We start from the raw sequence: 18,442 nt of genomic DNA on the forward strand, positions 1-18,442 counted from the left end.
GCACGGGCAGCCATAGCAATCGCATCGAGTGAAGAACCACACAAACGGTTAATGGTGGTTGCTGGCACTTGATACGGTAGACCTGCAAGTAATGCTGACATACGACCGACATTACGGTTATCTTCACCAGCCTGATTGGCACAGCCATAGATCACATCATCGACCTGTTCCCAATCTACATTTGGGTTACGTTGCATGAGGGCTTTAATCGGCACAGCACCAAGGTCATCGGCACGGACAGGTGCAAGACCACCGGCATAACGGCCGAATGGGGTACGGATGGCATCGATGATATAAGCGTTTTTTAATGTCATTTCCCTACTTCCTTACCCTTGAGTCGCATCAATTAAAGTTGCACCAGTTAAAGCCTGTAACTCATCAAAGCTTAGACCTTCCACTTTCTCAAGCACCTTTAAACCATCTTTGGTCACATCAATCACGCAAAGGTCGGTGTAAATACGGTCAACACAGTGTTTACCAGTTACTGGATAGCTCAGCTCAGCCACAATCTTCGGTTCACCTTGCTTGGTCACATGGTCTGTGGTGATAAATACTTTTTTAGCACCTACAGCTAAATCCATCGCACCACCCACCGCAGGAATCGCATCCGGTGCACCCGTGTGCCAGTTCGCCAAGTCACCATTCGCTGCAACCTGAAATGCACCAAGCACTGCAATATCAAGGTGTCCACCACGCATCATCGCAAATGAGTCGCCATGGTGGAAAAAGCTGCCACCTTCAAGCATGGTCACGAATTCTTTACCCGCATTAATCAGTTCAGGGTCTTCTTCACCTGCCGCTGGCGGTGGGCCAAAAGCCAACAGACCATTTTCAGAATGAAGGAAAATATCTTTATCGTTGGGTAGGTAGCTCGCGATCTTAGTCGGCAAGCCAATGCCCAAGTTTACATAGGCACCATCTGGAATGTCTTGTGCCACACGTTTTGCAATCTGGTCACGGCTGAGTTTCTGGTAGCTCATGTTATTTCTCCTTATTGCTTACTGTGCGGGCTGGACTTGTACAACATGCTGTACAAAGATACCTGGGGTGATGATGTGCTCGGGATCTAATCCACCTAGCTCAACCACTTCAGAAACCTGAACAATGGTGACATCAGCAGCCATGGCCATAATCGGACCAAAGTTACGTGCAGATTTACGGTAAACCAGATTGCCCCAGCGGTCGCCTTTGTAGGCTTTAATGAGTGCGAAATCTGCTTTAATTGGATATTCGAGTACGTAGTCTTTACCATCGATCTGGCGGGTTTCTTTGCCTTCAGCTAGAAGTGTTCCAAAGCCTGTTGGGGTAAACACAGCCCCAAGTCCCATACCGGCTGCCTGAATACGGCAAGCCAAATTACCTTGCGGCACTACTTCAAGTTCTACTTTTCCGGCACGGTACAGCTCATCAAACACATAAGAGTCTGACTGACGAGGGAAAGAACAGATTACTTTTTTAACCGAACCGGCTTTAAGCAGTTTAGCCAGACCGTAATCGCCATTACCGGCATTGTTACTGACAATGGTTAGGCCTTTAACACCCAGTTCAATAAGACCATCAATGAGTTCAGCGGGTTGTCCTGCGGTACCAAAACCACCAATCAGAATGGTTGCACCATCTTTAATCTGCGATAGGGCACTTTCAATTGATGTACTAATCTTGTTAATCATTCTCTTAGTTAACCTTTTGTTTATTTAGAACAAAGTCAAAATTCAAGGTATAAAATGGTGTGTACTGGAAATTGCCATTTGGGTCTAAGCCTTCTTCATGGCGTACCCATTTTGCAATTAATGAGGAACGAACACCAAAGACAGCATCTGAATCTAAATATTCACCATCTTCTTTAAAAACATGGGTTACTAAACGTTCATAATTAGGTGCAGTAATCATGAAATGAAGATGGGCAGGTCTCCAAGGGTGGCGATTGAGTGCTTCAAGCATTTTTCCTACAGGACCATCATGTGGAATTGGATAGGCTTCAGGAACGATAGTTTGGAAATAATAATGTCCTTGAGTATCTGCTTTTAAAACAGCTCTTCCTTGATATGCCTGTAAATTTTCTTTTTGGACATCATAATATCCATCATCATCGGCCTGCCAAACTTCAATAACGGCATTGGGGATAGGTTCTCCATCTATTCCTTGGATATTTCCACTTACAAACCAAGGAGTACCATTAACACCTTCACTAATATTTGAACCAAGTTCTAATTGAGGAGCATTTTGTACATGGAATGGACCAAATACAGTAGCTTCTGTACAACCTATAGGTTTTTTATGATTTTGAGCTATAACTAGAGTTGATAAACCTAATGTATCTGAAAGCAAGATGAATTCTTGTCGTGTTGAGCTGCAAATTTGACCTACATCAGTTAAAAATTTTATCCCAATTTCCCATTCTTCTTCCGTAAGCTCAACTTCACGGGCAAACGAGTGTAAATGCTTTACAAGTGAATGCATTACGTCTTTAAGACGTTCATTTGATGATGATGAGTTGCGTTCTATGACAGCTTGCGTGATTGTTCTTTCATCTAAATTTTTCATCAACTTTTTTCCATAAGTAAGATAGCTTTTTCCATTTTTCTCATGCTAAGCTGACATAAAATGAAATAAAATATCACGAAGGAAAATCTTTATTTCATTTTAGGAATAATTGAAGGTGAGGATATGGACCGTCTTACAAGTATGGAGTTATTTGTTGCTGTTGCTGAATTAGGCACATTAAACAAGGCTGCTGAAAAACTTGAGATTTCGAATGCCGCTGCAACGCGCCATATTACTGCTTTAGAAAGTAGACTGAATGTTCGGCTTATTGAAAGAAGCACAAGACGTTTAGCTTTAACTAATATTGGTATCGAATACTACAAAAAATGTAAATCGTTTTTAGCTGAATTAGATCAGAGTGAAGCAGAAATTACATCATCTGCAGTTGAACCAGAAGGTACTGTTACAATAACCTCCTCGGTCTCATTTGCCATTATGCATATAGCTCCTTTAATACCTAAATTCAATAAGTTATACCCAAAAATTAAAATAAATATAATTGGTGCAAATCGATACTATGACATTATTGATAGTAATATTGATATTGCAATTCGTACTAGAGAGTTTGAACCTGATTCTAATTTAACAATAAGAAAACTTGCTACAACGCATAGGATACTCGCTGCATCCTATGACTATATAAAAAAAAGGGGAAAGCCAAAAACTATTGAAGAGTTGGCAGATCACGATATTCTTCTCTATAGCCATGCTCATAACCCTAAAAATTTATGTTTTCAAAAGGGGGATGAAGTAAAAACTTTTGCGACAAATCCGCTTCTTGAAACAAATGACGGGCAAATAGTTAGAGCTGCAGCTTTGTGTGGTTCGGGTATTTTAATTCAACCTCTTTATATTATTTATCAAGATATTGTCGAAGGCCGTTTAATTCCTATTTTGACAGATTGGAAGCTACCTGAGTTGACTGTGAATATTGCATTCCAAAGTCGCCAATTTATGCCTATCAAAAATCGCTTATTTATTGACTTCTTGATGGAAGACTTTAAGACTAAGGAATATGAAAGATACTGGAATAGTGTTCAGTAAGCATCTGATTAAACTTGTTAATTAATATTTTCCCCTTTAATAGGGAAAAGATTATTTCAAAGATGAAATAATCTTTTCCCGAAAAGCGCTTTATACCTATAAAAGAAAAAGATAACTTGCACTCATTAGGAGTATTAATGATTTTACAGGAGTTAAACCGTGCAAAAAGATAAGTTGAAAGTTGCTCTACTTGGTATTACTCATCCTCATACATCTGGACGCGTCAAAGCTTTACAAAGACGTAGTGACATTGAGATCTATGGAGCAGCTGATCACAGTGAGCTTTTAAAGCCATTTTGTGATGCATTAAACGTTAATATTACTACGAAAGAAGAAATTTTAAATAATCCTGAAATTGATATTGTTTTAGTGCATTCAAAAAGTTATGAGATGGCTGATTTAACTATTGAAGCATTAAAAAAAGGAAAAGCTGTTCTTGTTGAAAAACCAGCAGGTCGTGGTGTTCAAGATACACAGCGCATTGTTGATGCTGTAGATGAATATAATGGTTTTGTTCAGGTTGGTTATTGTTGGAGATTTGCTCCTTCAATCAATGCCATGCAAGAATGTTTATCTCAACAAAAGATTGGTAAAGTTCTACAAGTTCGTGCTCATGCTGGTTGTTCACATAATGAAGCTGAAACAGCACATATGAGACAACCTGGTGATCTTGGTGGTGCTTTCTTTGTGATTGGTTGTCACTTATTTGATCGAGTACTTCACCATTTCGGAATGCCTAAGTCTGTGAATGCCCGTATTACCAAATTCAATGGTTTTAAAGGTGATGAATCTAGAGAAGATGCTGCGGGTGCTATCCTCAATTACGATGATAAAATTGTAGTTGTAGATTTTATGTCTTGGGACGTTCTACCTTGGACTGAAAGTTGGGATATGACAGCTTATGGTACGGAAGGTATTATGTCTTCACGTTCTCTACCTTCTTCTTATAAGCTTTATCAAACAGGTAAAGTTGAAGGAACGATTGAAGGGTGGACAGAGTGGCATGAAACAAGTTTCCCTGAGATCTGGGCTACTAAGAAAACTGAATATTCACCAGACATTGCAGAAATTGGTAACCCAATTTACTTTGATCGTGAATTAAATGCTTTTCTTGATTCTTATCTTAATAAGAAACCTTCACAGGTACCAGCTTCACAAGCTCATAATATTTCGATTCTCCTTGCTGCATTATTTGATTCAGCAGGAAAGAGTGGCGTTGAAGTTTTTATCTAAAATAATATCTTTAAAAAAGCAGCTATTTATAGCTGCTTTTTTATTTCATTTATGAAAATCTTATTTTCCAACTTAATAATATAATCTTCAAAAATATTATTTTATATTGAAAGAGAGCTTTAAAATGGAATTAAAAGATTTAAATGGAATATATCAATGATTTAAAAAATAGCAGAAATAAACGTCATAAAATAGCAATTTGGTACTCAATTGGATTATCTGCTATTGCTGGTCTCTTATATGGTACAGATTTAGGCGTTATTTCAGGAGCTTTACCTCTATTACATAAAGAATTTCAACTAACTCCTCTTTTGGAAGGTTGGATTGTTGGTTCCTTAATGGGAGGAGCTGTATTAGGTGCTTTAGTTGCTGGACAAATATCAAAAATATATGGCAGAAAAAATGCAATTTTAATCTCAGCGATTATTTTTCTAGCTGGAGTTTTATCTGTTGTTCTTGCCCAGTCTATAAATATTTTGATAATAGGCAGGGTTTTATTAGGAATAGGAGTAGGCATATCCTCTTTCGCAGCTCCACTATATGTATCTGAAATTGCCCCCAAAGAAACAAGAGGAAAGGCGATTTCTGTATTTGATTTTATGATTTCTTTTGGAATTCTAGCCACCTTCTTTTGTAACTGGCTCTTTAGTTATTTAGAAAGTTGGAGGGCTATGTTCGCTGTACTTTTTATACCTGGTATTTTATTACTTTTAGGTACGCTGATAGTACCTAAAAGTCCACGATGGTTGGCTTTACAAGGTCGAGATCAAGATGCGTTAGCTGTATTAAAGAAAATCAGAGCAACCGATCAGGAGGCGCTATTAGAACTCAAAGATATTCATGAAAATATTTTAAAGTCAGGACGTAGTAAAGGATTTAATTTCTTTCTTAATAACAGGAATTTTAGACGTTCAGTAGGGCTAGGTATTACTTTACAAGCGATGGGACAATTTACAGGCATTAGTATTGTATTGGTTTTTGCACCAAAACTATTTGAATTAGCTGGTTTTGTGGGACTTCAGAACCAGTTGTTATCTACAGTTTTAGTTGGGGTTGTGAAAGTAATTTCTAATATTGTCGCTTTTATGATTATTGATAAGTGTGGACGAAAACCCATGCTATATGGCGGTTTTAGCGCAATTGCAGTTGGCTTGGGATTAGTTGCCTATAGTCTATTCAATACAATTCCTATATTTGCGTTACTTGGATTAATTCTATTTATGATTGGTTTTTCATTTTCAGGTGGTCCAGTTGTATGGACACTTAGTTCAGAGATACAGCCATTACAAGGTCGTGATTTCGGTATTACATGTTCAACATTAACGAATTGGCTATTAAATATGTTTTTAGGCACATATTTTTTAGTAGCTGCTGCAAAGTTTGGCGCAGGTGAAACTTTTGCCTTTTTGGCAGTCTTAAACTTTTTATTCCTTATATTCTTTTACTACTTTGTACCAGAAACTAAAAATATTCCTTTGGAATATATTGAGAAAAATTTATTAGAGGGGAAAAAATTAAGAGATTTAGGAAAAAGCGCGGATGGCTCTGTCTGAGCTTATATGATGATCAATAAATATCTCCACCATAGATAAAGGGAAGTTAACTATGTATCAAGAAGTTAGAGTTTTGGCTAAATTGGCTATAGAGCCAGAACAAATTGAGAAAGTAATTCATGCATTTAAATTACTTATGAATGAGACTAGAAAAGAATCAGGTTGTTTACAATATGATTTGCACCAAGAAGTACATGATCCTGCTACTTTGATAATTTTTGAAAGATGGAAAACTGAAGCAGCTCTTGAAGGACATTTAAAAACAGCACATTTCATGTCGTGTTTTAATAAGGTAGGTGAGCTTATTAAATATAATGAAACACGGATCATGAAAAAACTTTAATCTTGGAAGTAGAGTTTTGATTTAGATATTTAAGATAATATTTTTGAACTTAAATTTAGAACTAGATGCTTTTAATATTAAATACATCTAGTTCAATAAGATGAAAAGAAAAACTATATTTTTGTTTGATTTTTTTCAACAAAGAAAGCAATAAAAATAATGATTAGACCGCCTAAACTTAAAATAGACCCAATTTGAATTGGTGCCAACCAGCCTAGATTATGAGTTAATACCCAACCTCCTAAATACGCACCTATAGCATTAGCTAAATTAAAAGCAGAATGGTTAAGAGATGCTGCTAAACTTTGAGCCTCACCTGCAACTTCCATCAAACGCATTTGAAGCGTACTTGCTAAGCCAATTACAGTCATGCCTATCAGAAATAAGCCAATAAGTGCGGTATAGATATGATCCATCATAAAGCTTACTAACAGGAAGGTAATTACTGAACTGATTAGAACTCCTATAATTGTTTTATTTAAGTTTTTATCTGCAAAATGTCCTGCTACTAATCCCCCAATAACCATCCCCACGCCCCATACAGCAAGTGCGAACGGAACAACTGTAATATCAGCATGAGTATATTCGGTTAAAATTGGGGAAATGTAGCTATAAACTGAAAACATACCACCAAAGCCAACAGCACCTACTGCAAGCGTTAACCATATATTTATATTCTTAAGACCAGCTAATTCATTTCGTACACTAGCTGTATCATGAACTGGAATATGAGGAACAAAGACGATAATTGCGATTAAAGTTAAGAATGCAATAATTGCAGAAAACTCGAAACCTGAACGCCAGCCAAATTTTTGACCAATCCATGTAGCTAGCGGAACTCCAATAACAGTAGCTATAGTAAGCCCCATCATCATTAAAGCCACTGCTGTAGAGCGACGATTAGGGTTAGCAAGCTGAGCAGCAACTAGTGCTCCTACACCAAAGTAAGCTCCATGAGGAAGTCCTGCAATAAATCGGGATAATAAAACTGTTTCAGGAGTGTTAGCTAAAGCAGTAGCGGCGTTTGCAATACCATAGAACAACATGAGTACTAGTAATATTTTTTTACGAGGAACTTGTGCAAAAGAGATAGCTATAATTGGAGCACCAATTACAACACCTAAAGCGTATGCACTAATAAAATTACCCGCATCAGGAATAGATACATGTAAATCTTTAGCAATTTCCTGTATTAAACCCATGGCTACAAACTCAGTTGTACCAATACAGAATCCACCCATTGCTAGCGCTAGGATAACTCCAAATAACGAATAAGTGCGTGATAAACTAGAATTAGATGTCATAATTAAAAAACATAAAGTAAGTTTTATTTTAAAGATAAAAAAAGACCTAAGAAGAGAATCTTAGATCTTTTAAATGCTCAAATTAAATTAACTATAGAAGTCAAAACCAGTTGTTAAACCAGCATCTGCCATAAGATCAGCACCTAGTAATGCGCTTGAACCTGAAGACAATAAGAATAGAATGGTTTTTGCAACATCATCAACTTCTAAAATTTGACCATATGGTTGGCGATTTGCACGTTTAGGGTGGAAAGTTGGATCATTTACAGAGTCAACATGACGTTTAAATAAACCTGCCATCATTGGTCCAGGACTCACGATATTTACTTTTATACCATCACGAGCATAGTCAAGAGAGGTTGTACGTGCCAATTCGCGTACGGCTGCTTTTGATGCAGAATAAATTGGTAAACCTTGTTCTCCAAATGTTGCACAGATACTACCGATTAAAACGATACTACCTTGTTTATTTGGAAGCATTAAAGGCAATGCTGCTTGAAGGGCTTGGATTGTACCTAAGATATTTACATCGAAAACTTTTTTGATACGATCTGGTGTCACATCAAGAATACGGTCAACATCTGTAATTGCCGCGCAAGGTACTAAACCGACATGTTTAAAATTACCTGCTTTTACTGCTTCGGTAAGTGCAGTCCAAGATTCAGGGTTGGTAATATCCCCTTGGAAATGTTCATAATGATCTAATGCATCTAAAGCTGCTGTTTTTCCTGCAATATCAAGACCAAAAACTTTTACATTAGATTGAGCTAGTGCGATTGCCATCGCTTCACCAAGACCTGAAGATGTTCCGGTAAGAATTACTGCTTCAGGTAAATCAAATGTAATTTGTTGAGATAAACTCATTTATGAAACTCCATTTTAAATTAGATATGGAAATATTTTCTTATTTCCTATTTTTTATATTAAATGTGGTTAAGCTTATTTAAAACATCATTAATTAAAAACAGTTTTTCTAAAATAACGATATAAATTTTTTTATTTAAATATATTGGTATTTATAAAATATTTAATTTTTAAGTAATTTAATTAAAATTTGATGGTTTTTATTTTTATAAATTATAAAAACCCCCAATAAATAATATTTAATGGGGGTTTTATATTAAGCAGTTACAGCGTTAAATGCATTTATTGTTGTTTCATACGCATTTTTTGCCATTTCATCAAGACTTAAAATACGATGATCTTGTGAAATAAGTTCAACACCATAATAAGGTTGGTTGAACCCAGCCTTTTTGATTTCATTCAAGAAGAGGGGGATATCAAAAGAACCCTGACCACAGAGTTTACGATGATGAGTAGAGTCGTTAAATAAGTCTCCTTGAACTTCATCAGCAGCATCGTTTAGTTCAACAGATTTAATAAGATGAGCTGGAACTGTTCTGATTTTTTCAAAATCAATATTACCTCGAGCCAGATGCCAGATATCTAAACATAAGCCACCATTAGCATCACCTGTGTCAACAACTTTTAAGCCATCTTCAAGAGTTGCTAAGCGTGAGAAAGGCATAATTTCTAAAGCTACATTTGCATTAACTTGAGCAACTTCTTTACATAATTTTGAAAACTCTTCAGACATTCTTTCTAATGAGTTAGGAGAGTTTTCAAATGGTCGTGCTCCAATTTTAAGGTTGCACATACCTAACTCTGCACCTAGCTCAATCATTTTTGAGCGTTCATAATCAGAAACTTTTCTAGCCTCACCATCAAGATACCAATCAAGTAAAATCTCAAGTTCAAAGTATTTAATATCATTATCTTTAAATAATTGGCGAATAGTTGCTGCACTATTCTTTTCTAAATTTGCTTGAAGATCATTTAAAACTAAGCCAATACCTTTCCATCCTGCTTTAGATGCAGCTTCTACACGTTGTTGTAATGAAAATGGGCTAATTTCTGTTGGAGCACCTGGGTATACGTTTCCAGCCAATGTCCAGTATGCAGCTAGTAAATCTGGTTTGTTCATGAGATTTTCCTTTAATTCATGTGTTGAAAAAAATTATTTAAAATTAACGTGTTTATAACCAGTAAGGTCTTGAGTGATTGCACACCAGCAGATAAGGGCATAGCAGATTGCAGGAACAATAAATGCTGTTGAAATACTTGTGATATCTGAGAGATAACCCATAACAAGCGGTAAGATCGCTCCACCAACAAACATCGTAACCATGAGTGATGCTGCCATCTGAGATTTTTTCCCAAGACCACGAACACCCATTGAGAAGATCGTTGGATACAGAGTTGATTTGAATAAGAAGAGACAGATGAGCACAACTACAGAGATATAGTCATAACCCAACATTACGAATAAGCAACCTAGAACACAGACTGCACTATTAAAAATTTGAAGTTTTCTAGGGTCTACACGTTTCATAATGAAGATACCCAAGAAGCGACCAGACATATAACAGAACATAGCCATCGATAAGAAGTAAGCTGCTTTGCTTGGTGTAATGCCGTGCCAATGTTCAATCACATAGTTAATGAAAAAAGCACCAATACCAAAATGTGCCCCGTTATAGCAAAACTGAGAAAGCATAGCTTTACGAACATTCTTAATTTTTAATAAAGGAATATTTTCGTAAACAGTGTCTTCGGGACGGGGAGCTATACTGTTCTCATCATCTTTATTCGTTTCTGGTAACTTGATCGAAATAATATATACAACGACACACAACACTAGAATGGAAAGTACAGCATAAGTCATCGTTGCAGGCTCTACATAAAAGCCCCCAACAGTTCCAGCTGGAATAAAAAATACGGCACCACCTACTAAAGGTCCACACATACCACCCATGCCGCCAAATGCCTGCGCCATTGTTAAACGACGAGTTGCATCTTTAGGATCACCTAATTTAGTAGCATATAAATTACAAACAATTTCTAGGCAGGCCAAACCAGTTGCTAAAATAAAGATCGCAGTTAAAAATGCTGAGAATGTTCCAATTTGTGCTGCAGGAACAAAGCCCATACAACCAATTGCGAACAGCAATAATCCCACGATAATTGAGTTTTTATAGCCATATCTCTTCATAAGCAATCCTACTGGAATTGCAGAAAGGAAATAAGCACCTAAATAAGCTGTTTGGACAAATGCAGATTGGCCATGTGAAATGTGGAAAACATCCTGAAAATGTTTATTCAGTACATCTAGTAGAGTATGTGAGAACGCCCACATGAAGTTGAAAGCTGTAACGATGATCATCGTTGCTTTTAATGTAATTGCTTTCTTTTTCATTGGCGCAACTGTAATTTTACTTAAACTCGCATCCATTGCTAGTTTCCTTGTAAATGATAAATAGCTTCTCAAAGAAGTACGTAGTGAACATACTTCCTGAGCTATTTAAATTAAGTCGTTAGGAACCTTATTCTTAAATAAGAAATAACTTATGCAGCAAGCGACTTTGATGGACCTTCTGGATTTACGGTAATAGCTTTATTACTTTCTACTGATTCCATTGCACAAACTGCTAGATAGAGGGCTTGAAGACCGTCAAATAAATTCGTCGGGAATTCTTTTCCTTCCACAAGACTAGAGACAAAAGCATTAAATTCATTTCTATATGAACTGGTATAGCGTTCTAGGAAGAAATTTAATAAAGGTTTTTGTGAGCTTGTGAATTCTTGAGTATATTTTTTCAGAGTTGATGGACGATGATTTTGGGTTTTTAATAAACCTTGAGAACCTAATACTTCAATACGTTGATCGTATCCATAAACTGCTTCACGGCAGTTATTAATAATACATTGCTTACCAGATTTAGTTTTCAAGGTAATACTGCAAGTATCATAGTCATTAATAGTAGCTAATTCTTCGTCTACTAAACGGCTTGCTGTAGCAAAGATCTCAATTGGTTCTTCACCAAGAATATGACGAGCTGTATCGAAGTCATGAATTGTCATATCTTTAAAGATACCGCCAGATGTCTTCATATATTCAACTGGTTGCATTCCAGGGTCACGACTTGTAATGATAACTTGGCGAATCTCACCAATTTCGTTATTCAAAATAGCTTCTTTAATCGCAATTGTATCTTCATCAAAACGGCGGTTAAAAGCTAACATTACTTTGCCATTATGACTTTGGATTTCTTGCACGGCTGCAATTGAGCGTTCAAAATCCAAATCAATTGGCTTTTCACAAAGAACTGGTTTTTTACGTTTTACTGCATGTAGCATTAAATCAACATGTAAATCTGTAGCGGTTGCAATAACTACGGCATCAACGTCGTCTCTATCAATTGCTTCATAATAGTCATAACAGGCCTCGCAGTTAAGTTCATTAGCAAGCTTTTCTACACCTTCTTTCCATGGGTCTGCAATGAGTTTAAGTTCACATTGCGAATTAAGAAAAGCGCTTTTAGAATGAATTTGAGCAATACGTCCTGCGCCTAAAATAGCAACTCTTAACATTTCTTACTTCCTTTTAGAAAATAGGTAATCATAAAAAAATACCCTGATTGATAATTAGGGTATACAAGCAGTTTTTGAAAAAGAATAGCTATTTCTAAAAACACTTTTTCATTTTTGAAATTACCAGATTGCCTTCCATTAACATTTTTATAATTAGATTAAAACCCCTTTATTTTTCCAGATAATGCAAAAGACATTTTCTATTTTGACATTTTTTTCCAATTTTGACGCTCCTATACTTCAGATCAATTGATAAGAACCATCCCCAACAAGTAAATGTTGGAAAAAACTGATGAATGAGTAAGTGCGACAGGAACGTCGTAAATATAAAGGAGAAATAAATTAGGGAACTTTCTCAAAGATCTAAATGAATATGTAGTTGGTAAAAAAAGTCTTAAAGGGTCCATTTGGATACTTCTGACAAACTAATTTCAAGCAGTCATGCAGATTGTTGAATGGAATTCAAAAATATCTGCAGATAAAAATTGTGCTTAAAAGCTAAAGGAAATTTACAATGAATATGTATAAAACTCTAACCACTTCTGTAGCAACTATTGCTTTAGCAGCATTTGCTAATTGTACTTATGCCGCAGGTGAGTTAATTGGTATCGCTATGCCAAACAAAACAGAAGCCCGCTGGATTATGGATGGGAATAATATCGTTAATAATCTTAAAGCTAAAGGCTATAAGACGGATTTACAGTATTCAACTTATGATGTGCCAACTCAGATTTCTCAGATTGAAAATATGATTACGGCAGGCGTTAAAGTCCTGATTATTGCGCCAGTAGATGGGACAACCGTTTCAAATGTAGTACGTAAAGCAAAGCAAAAAGGTATCACTGTAATTTCATATGATAAATTGATATTGAAAACCAAGGATGTTGATTATTATGCAACTTTTGATAATTTTCAGGTCGGTGCACTTCAAGGTGTCTCAATTGTCAAGAAACTTGGATTAGACAAAGGTAAAGGGCCATTTAATATTGAGCTTTTTGCCGGTTCTCTTGATGACAATAATGCTCATAAATATTATGCAGGTGCGATGTCTGTATTGAATCCATATATCGCCAAAGGCAAGTTGGTTGTACGCAGTAAACAAACTGATATTAACAAAGTCGCAATTCTACAATTTGATGGTGCAAAAGCCCAAGCTCGTATGGATAACTTGCTCAGTGCTTTTTACAGTGGCAATCATGTAGATGCTGTTTTAGCACCCAATGATAATATTGCAACAGGTATTATCTCTTCAGTCAAAGGTGTTGGCTATGGTCGTCCTAATCAGCCAATGCCTGTAATCACAGGGCAAGATGCTCAGATTGCGAATATCAAAGCGATTATCCGTGGCGATCAGGCATCAACTGTATTTAAAGATACTCGTCTATTAGCCAAAGCAGCTGCTGATATGGTCGATGCAATTGTCACACGTAAATCTGTTCCTATAAATGATACAAAATCTTATAACAATGGCGCCAAAGTTGTGCCGACTTATTTAGCAAAGCCAGTTCTAGTTGATAAAACTAATTGGAATGCAGCACTTGTAACATCTGGTTATTACAAAGCAAATCAACTGAAATAAGCCTTTAGAGCATTGCTCACTTCAGTTTTTTCATAAAGAAAATAAGTTCTGAATATGGATAAATGCTGGTCAGAATTCTGACCAGTAGAGGATTACTGTATGGAAACAATACTTGAAATGCGAGGCATTAAGAAGTGTTTCGGGCGGGTTCAAGCTCTAAGTCATGTAGATATGATTGTCAAAAAGGGGGAAATTCACGCAATTTGTGGTGAAAATGGAGCAGGTAAATCGACTTTAATGAAGGTACTAAGTGGCGTATACCCTCATGGTTCTTTTGATGGAAAAATTATATATCAAGGTGAAGAGCAAAAGTTTTCGAGTATTCACGATAGTGAGATGAGGGGAATTATTATTATTCACCAGGAACTAGCTCTAGTACCTATGCTATCCATTACAGAAAATATATTTCTAGGTAATGAACAGTCTAAATTGGGTGTTATTGACTGGAACACTTCCTATAAGAAAACCAAACAAGTACTGGCTAAGGTCGGTCTAACAGACTCTCCAGATTGTTTAATTGGTGATCTTGGAGTAGGCAAACAGCAGCTAGTGGAAATAGCAAAAGCTTTATCTAAAGAAGTCAAACTATTGATATTAGATGAGCCAACAGCAAGCTTAAATGACAATGATAGTGATCGGTTATTAACACTTTTATTAGAACTGAAAGCTCAAGGCGTCACTTCAATTATTATCTCTCACAAACTTAATGAAATATCTAGAGTAGCCGATAGTATCACGATCATACGTGATGGTGCCTCTGTAGATTATCTAAATTGCCGTGAAGAAGAAGTAAGTGAGGATCGGATCATCAAGGCAATGGTTGGCCGTGAAATGGAAGACCGTTATCCGAAGAGAACACCAAATATTGGTGAAGTTTTATTTGAAGTTAAGGATTGGCGTGTAGACCATCCAAACCATGCATCACGTGAAGTAATTAAAGGCATCAATATAAAGGCGCGTAGGGGAGAGATTGTCGGAATAGCAGGTTTAATGGGGTCAGGCCGAACTGAGCTAGCAATGAGTATATTTGGAAAATCCTACGGTAAAAATATACGAGGCACAGTTTCTATCCATGGCAAACAAATAGATGCTTCTACTGTACGTAAGGCAATTAATAATGGCTTAGCTTATGTGACCGAAGATCGAAAAGGTTATGGATTATTACTTGAAGAAAGCATTAAGAAAAATACTTCTTTAGCAAACCTTTCCGGAATTTCTGAGCATTTAGTGGTTAATGATCATCAAGAAACCAATATTGCCAAAGAGTTCCGTAACAAACTTCGGATTAGAAGTGCAGATGTAGAACAGCATACAGGTAATTTGTCGGGTGGAAATCAGCAAAAGGTAGTCATTAGCAAGTGGCTGTTTACTGCACCTGACGTTCTAATTTTAGATGAACCTACACGTGGGGTTGATGTAGGTGCGAAGTATGAAATCTATACGATTATTGATCAGGTAGCCCAAGAGGGCAAATGTATTGTCATGATTTCTTCTGAGATGCCTGAGCTTTTAGGTATGTGTGATCGGATATATGTCATGAATGAAGGAAAGATTGTTGGTGAGTTTCTAGCCAAAGATGCAAGTCAAGAAGCCATTATGCGATCTATTATGAAAAATGGAGTTAATTAAAATGAGCAATATCAATAGCGCAGAAATCTCGAATAATACTAATGGCAGTGGAAACAAAAAATTCAACACAAATTTTCTGGCACAAGGATTAAGGGAATATGGTCTATTATGTGCCTTAATTATCATTGTGACCTTTTTCCAATTTGCTACAAATAATGTTTTGCTACAACCATTGAACCTAACAAATTTAATCTTGCAGAATAGTTATATTGTCATCATGGCACTTGGTATGTTGATGGTGATTGTAAGTGGACAAATTGATCTTTCCGTGGGTTCAGTCGTTGGATTTATTGGAGCATTAGCGGCTACTCTAATGGTCACTCGTGGTATGCCATTTGTACCTGCAATGCTTATTTGTATTCTTGTTGGTGCTGCAATAGGTGCTATTCAAGGGTATTGGGTAGCTTATTGGAAAGTACCTTCATTTATTGTCACACTAGCTGGGATGCTTGTCTTTAGAGGATTAACATTAATTTCTCTTGATGGTCAATCTGTTGGACCATTTGAAGACGGCTTTAATATCATTAGCTCTGGTTTCATTCCTGATTTCTTTGGTATTGAGGGAGTACATGTCACCTCACTTTTATTGGGACTTGTAGTAAGCATAGCCTTTTTTTACATTGAGTTTCGCCAACGTCGTCAAGCTACATTACATGGTATTAATAATGGTTCGATGACTCTCTTTATAGTGAAAAATTTAGTTCTAACTGCTGTTATTATTGCATTTTCTTACTTACTTGCCTTATATCAAGGTATGCCTATTGTTTTGATCATCATGGGGGTTTTAGTAGCACTTTATACCTTTATTATGAATAAAACGACTATCGGCCGTCGTATCTATGCAGTTGGTGGGAATGCAAAAGCAGCTAAACTTTCAGGAATAAACACTGAACGTGTAATTTTCTTTTCCTTTGTAAATATGGGGGTGTTGGCAGCATTTGCAGGGCTTATTTTTGCAGCTCGTTTGAATAGTGCTACCCCATCAGGTGGCTATGGTTTTGAACTAGATGTGATCGCAGCTTGTTTCATTGGTGGAGCTTCTGCTTCTGGTGGTGTCGGTAAAGTTTTTGCTGTGGTAATTGGTGCATTTATCATGGGCGTTATGAATAATGGTATGTCTATTATGGGCATTGGCGTTGATTATCAACAGGTTATTAAAGGCTTAGTTTTATTAGGTGCGGTACTGATCGACGTCTATACAAAGAATAAAGGTTAAGTTGTAACCTCTGAATTATGTAACCTTTCATTCTTTTTGAAAGGTTACGCTCTAAAAGCCTTGCCCCATAAGGCTGTAACCTCAGTAACCTTTGTAACCTCTAAAATTTAGCTAATTCTTAATTAGAGTGGGAAAATAGGTATTGATACAAAGCTACAGCAAAGACAGTAGGAATATTTTTGTATCATGACTTGTATCATTAATATTGTATAATTTTTTAAATATTTAATTATCAGTATCTTGTGATTTTGTTTGGTATTGGATATACCTACCAAGACATTAAAGTCATATAAGCTCGAATAGCTTTACATGACCTGAAAAGCCCTAAACTATAATGGTTTAGGGCTTTTTTATTGCTTTACATAAACTCATATATCAGATCGATCCTTGTATCACGATTCAATTACTGAATTCATGATACAACTTTGGCCAGTCTTGAGCCTGAAGATAAAGACTATAGAAAAATAGATATTTCCCCTGCAAAAGAAAGTGAATAAATTATGGCAATTGAGATATAAAAAAACTGATGGTAAATGGGCGTGGAGTGGACTAGGGGGCATTTATATATCTGCAACTTGTACTATTCTCTTACCAATATTCTCTCCATTTAGTAAACCAACCAGACTTTTGGGAAGCTGTTCTAAGCCTTTGAATATCTCTTCTACTACCCGTAATTGACCAGAAGAAACCCATGTACTTAAATCATGAAAGGCTTCAGGTTGTTTATCTAAATAATCAAATAGCAAAAAACCTTTCATAGTGAGGCTTTTCAAAATTAACTGACCTGGTATACCCACTACATTAGCTTTAGGTGTATCTGAATCATATTGAGATATGGCGCCGCAACAAACTATTCGGCCATGTTTTTTCATATTGGATAATGCAGCATCTAAAATATTTCCACCGACATTATCAAAATATACATCTATACCATCCGGACATGCTAAACGTAGTTTATCTTCCAGATTTCCAGTGCTGTAATCTATAGCTTCATCAAATCCAAAATCTTTTTTGAGAAGATCACATTTATGTGTACTTCCTGTAATACCTATTACACGACAGCCTTTAATTTTAGCAATCTGGCCAACAAGAGAGCCTACGGCACCAGCAGCAGCTGAGACCACAACTGTATTACCCTGTTCGACCTTGCCACATTGTAATAGTCCAAAATATGCAGTAAGCCCGGGTACACCATAAATACTCAATAAATACGTTACTGGTTTTAAAGTGGGAAGAGCAAATAGGGCATCGGCTGAGATAGTCGCATGTGTCTGCCACCCAGTCTCAGCGATGACAAGATCTCCTTTTGTTAAATGTGGTACGTGTGATTCGATCACTTCTGCTAAAGCAATGCCAGCCATAACATTACCTGCTTGTAACGCAGAACGATAAGTATCACCTTGCATCCAAGCTCGACTTGCCGCATCTAATGCTATATATAGGGTACGTACGCTTATCTCACCATCTTTAGCTGAAGGCAGATCACTTTCTTGTATATGAAAATGGTGAATATCTAGCTTACCTTTAGGTAGCTTGGACAATATAATTTGATTTGTTTTCATGGTT

General features: G+C 36.6%; 17 protein-coding genes. 7 read left to right on the forward strand and 10 right to left on the reverse strand.

Annotated features, from left to right (window positions below):
* From AC07M3_RS18080 to AC07M3_RS18095, 4 genes are all read right to left on the reverse strand, one after another.
* On the reverse strand, window positions 1-314 hold a 314-nt coding region (locus AC07M3_RS18080), incomplete at its 3' end, for a thiolase family protein (protein ID WP_494567948.1).
* A gap of 12 nt (window positions 315-326) precedes the next feature.
* Complete coding sequence (locus AC07M3_RS18085; RefSeq protein WP_309456111.1) at window positions 327-980, reverse strand: 3-oxoacid CoA-transferase subunit B; 654 nt, start codon at window positions 978-980, stop codon at window positions 327-329.
* An 18-nt stretch (window positions 981-998) separates the two neighbouring features.
* Complete coding sequence (locus AC07M3_RS18090; protein WP_494567949.1) at window positions 999-1,670, reverse strand: 3-oxoacid CoA-transferase subunit A; 672 nt, start codon at window positions 1,668-1,670, stop codon at window positions 999-1,001.
* A gap of 4 nt (window positions 1,671-1,674) precedes the next feature.
* On the reverse strand, window positions 1,675-2,544 hold the full coding sequence (locus AC07M3_RS18095; RefSeq protein WP_494567950.1) for a dioxygenase family protein: 870 nt from the start codon (window positions 2,542-2,544) through the stop codon (window positions 1,675-1,677).
* A 123-nt stretch (window positions 2,545-2,667) separates the two neighbouring features.
* Here AC07M3_RS18095 and AC07M3_RS18100 point away from each other — a divergent pair, with 123 nt between their 5' ends.
* The 4 genes from AC07M3_RS18100 to AC07M3_RS18115 all read left to right on the forward strand — a co-directional run bounded on the left by AC07M3_RS18100 (window position 2,668) and on the right by AC07M3_RS18115 (window position 6,717).
* Window positions 2,668-3,588, forward strand: a complete 921-nt coding sequence (locus AC07M3_RS18100) for a LysR family transcriptional regulator (protein WP_494567951.1) — start codon at window positions 2,668-2,670, stop codon at window positions 3,586-3,588.
* Window positions 3,589-3,747: 159 nt separating this feature from the next.
* The gene (locus AC07M3_RS18105; RefSeq protein WP_494567952.1) at window positions 3,748-4,821 is read left to right on the forward strand and encodes a Gfo/Idh/MocA family protein; all 1,074 of its coding nucleotides are present in this window, start codon (window positions 3,748-3,750) and stop codon (window positions 4,819-4,821) included.
* Window positions 4,822-4,964: 143 nt separating this feature from the next.
* Window positions 4,965-6,374 carry a sugar porter family MFS transporter gene (locus AC07M3_RS18110; protein ID WP_494567953.1) on the forward strand — a complete coding sequence of 470 codons (1,410 nt, stop codon included), beginning with the start codon at window positions 4,965-4,967 and terminating at the stop codon, window positions 6,372-6,374.
* A gap of 52 nt (window positions 6,375-6,426) precedes the next feature.
* Window positions 6,427-6,717, forward strand: a complete 291-nt coding sequence (locus AC07M3_RS18115) for a putative quinol monooxygenase (protein WP_199964610.1) — start codon at window positions 6,427-6,429, stop codon at window positions 6,715-6,717.
* Window positions 6,718-6,830: 113 nt separating this feature from the next.
* On the opposite strand, the gene AC07M3_RS18120 is transcribed toward AC07M3_RS18115, so the two are convergent.
* From AC07M3_RS18120 to iolG, 5 genes are all read right to left on the reverse strand, one after another.
* On the reverse strand, window positions 6,831-8,021 hold the full coding sequence (locus AC07M3_RS18120) for an MFS transporter (RefSeq protein WP_494567954.1): 1,191 nt from the start codon (window positions 8,019-8,021) through the stop codon (window positions 6,831-6,833).
* Window positions 8,022-8,108: 87 nt separating this feature from the next.
* Window positions 8,109-8,885 (reverse strand): SDR family NAD(P)-dependent oxidoreductase, encoded by a 777-nt coding sequence (locus tag AC07M3_RS18125; RefSeq protein ID WP_494567955.1) that lies wholly within the window; start codon window positions 8,883-8,885, stop codon window positions 8,109-8,111.
* A gap of 256 nt (window positions 8,886-9,141) precedes the next feature.
* Window positions 9,142-10,005 carry a sugar phosphate isomerase/epimerase family protein gene (locus AC07M3_RS18130; protein ID WP_494567956.1) on the reverse strand — a complete coding sequence of 288 codons (864 nt, stop codon included), beginning with the start codon at window positions 10,003-10,005 and terminating at the stop codon, window positions 9,142-9,144.
* Window positions 10,006-10,038: 33 nt separating this feature from the next.
* Window positions 10,039-11,313, reverse strand: coding sequence for a sugar MFS transporter (locus AC07M3_RS18135; RefSeq protein WP_494567957.1), 1,275 nt, complete (start codon window positions 11,311-11,313; stop codon window positions 10,039-10,041).
* 113 nt (window positions 11,314-11,426) lie between these two features.
* Window positions 11,427-12,452 carry an inositol 2-dehydrogenase gene (gene iolG / locus AC07M3_RS18140; RefSeq protein WP_494567958.1) on the reverse strand — a complete coding sequence of 342 codons (1,026 nt, stop codon included), beginning with the start codon at window positions 12,450-12,452 and terminating at the stop codon, window positions 11,427-11,429.
* Window positions 12,453-12,966: 514 nt separating this feature from the next.
* Between iolG and chvE the strand changes: the two genes are divergently transcribed.
* The 3 genes from chvE (at window position 12,967) to mmsB (ending at window position 16,876) form a co-directional block, all read left to right on the forward strand.
* The gene (gene chvE / locus AC07M3_RS18145; RefSeq protein ID WP_494567959.1) at window positions 12,967-14,031 is read left to right on the forward strand and encodes a multiple monosaccharide ABC transporter substrate-binding protein; all 1,065 of its coding nucleotides are present in this window, start codon (window positions 12,967-12,969) and stop codon (window positions 14,029-14,031) included.
* Between the two features lie 117 nt (window positions 14,032-14,148).
* Entirely contained in the window at window positions 14,149-15,660 is a 1,512-nt protein-coding gene (mmsA, locus tag AC07M3_RS18150; protein ID WP_494567990.1) for a multiple monosaccharide ABC transporter ATP-binding protein, read from the forward strand.
* Between the two features lies 1 nt (window position 15,661).
* Window positions 15,662-16,876 carry a multiple monosaccharide ABC transporter permease gene (gene mmsB / locus AC07M3_RS18155; protein WP_227562607.1) on the forward strand — a complete coding sequence of 405 codons (1,215 nt, stop codon included), beginning with the start codon at window positions 15,662-15,664 and terminating at the stop codon, window positions 16,874-16,876.
* A gap of 560 nt (window positions 16,877-17,436) precedes the next feature.
* Here mmsB and AC07M3_RS18160 read toward each other — a convergent pair.
* Window positions 17,437-18,438 carry an NADP-dependent oxidoreductase gene (locus AC07M3_RS18160; protein WP_494567960.1) on the reverse strand — a complete coding sequence of 334 codons (1,002 nt, stop codon included), beginning with the start codon at window positions 18,436-18,438 and terminating at the stop codon, window positions 17,437-17,439.
* Between the last annotated feature and the right edge of the window lie 4 nt (window positions 18,439-18,442).

It is taken from the genome of Acinetobacter sp. GW821-FHT09D10, from assembly GCF_059416285.1.

What these genes read in the sequence shown, in the direction of transcription:
- AC07M3_RS18085 (WP_309456111.1), bottom strand. Translation starts at nt 980, where the DNA reads ATGAGCTACCAGAAACTCAGCCGTGACCAGATTGCAAAACGTGTGGCA.
- AC07M3_RS18090 (WP_494567949.1), bottom strand. Translation starts at nt 1,670, where the DNA reads ATGATTAACAAGATTAGTACATCAATTGAAAGTGCCCTATCGCAGATT.
- AC07M3_RS18095 (WP_494567950.1), bottom strand. Translation starts at nt 2,544, where the DNA reads ATGAAAAATTTAGATGAAAGAACAATCACGCAAGCTGTCATAGAACGC.
- AC07M3_RS18100 (WP_494567951.1), top strand. Translation starts at nt 2,668, where the DNA reads ATGGACCGTCTTACAAGTATGGAGTTATTTGTTGCTGTTGCTGAATTA.
- AC07M3_RS18110 (WP_494567953.1), top strand. Translation starts at nt 4,965, where the DNA reads ATGGAATATATCAATGATTTAAAAAATAGCAGAAATAAACGTCATAAA.
- AC07M3_RS18115 (WP_199964610.1), top strand. Translation starts at nt 6,427, where the DNA reads ATGTATCAAGAAGTTAGAGTTTTGGCTAAATTGGCTATAGAGCCAGAA.
- AC07M3_RS18120 (WP_494567954.1), bottom strand. Translation starts at nt 8,021, where the DNA reads ATGACATCTAATTCTAGTTTATCACGCACTTATTCGTTATTTGGAGTT.
- AC07M3_RS18125 (WP_494567955.1), bottom strand. Translation starts at nt 8,885, where the DNA reads ATGAGTTTATCTCAACAAATTACATTTGATTTACCTGAAGCAGTAATT.
- AC07M3_RS18130 (WP_494567956.1), bottom strand. Translation starts at nt 10,005, where the DNA reads ATGAACAAACCAGATTTACTAGCTGCATACTGGACATTGGCTGGAAAC.
- AC07M3_RS18135 (WP_494567957.1), bottom strand. Translation starts at nt 11,313, where the DNA reads ATGGATGCGAGTTTAAGTAAAATTACAGTTGCGCCAATGAAAAAGAAA.
- iolG (WP_494567958.1), bottom strand. Translation starts at nt 12,452, where the DNA reads ATGTTAAGAGTTGCTATTTTAGGCGCAGGACGTATTGCTCAAATTCAT.
- chvE (WP_494567959.1), top strand. Translation starts at nt 12,967, where the DNA reads ATGAATATGTATAAAACTCTAACCACTTCTGTAGCAACTATTGCTTTA.
- mmsA (WP_494567990.1), top strand. Translation starts at nt 14,149, where the DNA reads ATGCGAGGCATTAAGAAGTGTTTCGGGCGGGTTCAAGCTCTAAGTCAT.
- mmsB (WP_227562607.1), top strand. Translation starts at nt 15,662, where the DNA reads ATGAGCAATATCAATAGCGCAGAAATCTCGAATAATACTAATGGCAGT.
- AC07M3_RS18160 (WP_494567960.1), bottom strand. Translation starts at nt 18,438, where the DNA reads ATGAAAACAAATCAAATTATATTGTCCAAGCTACCTAAAGGTAAGCTA.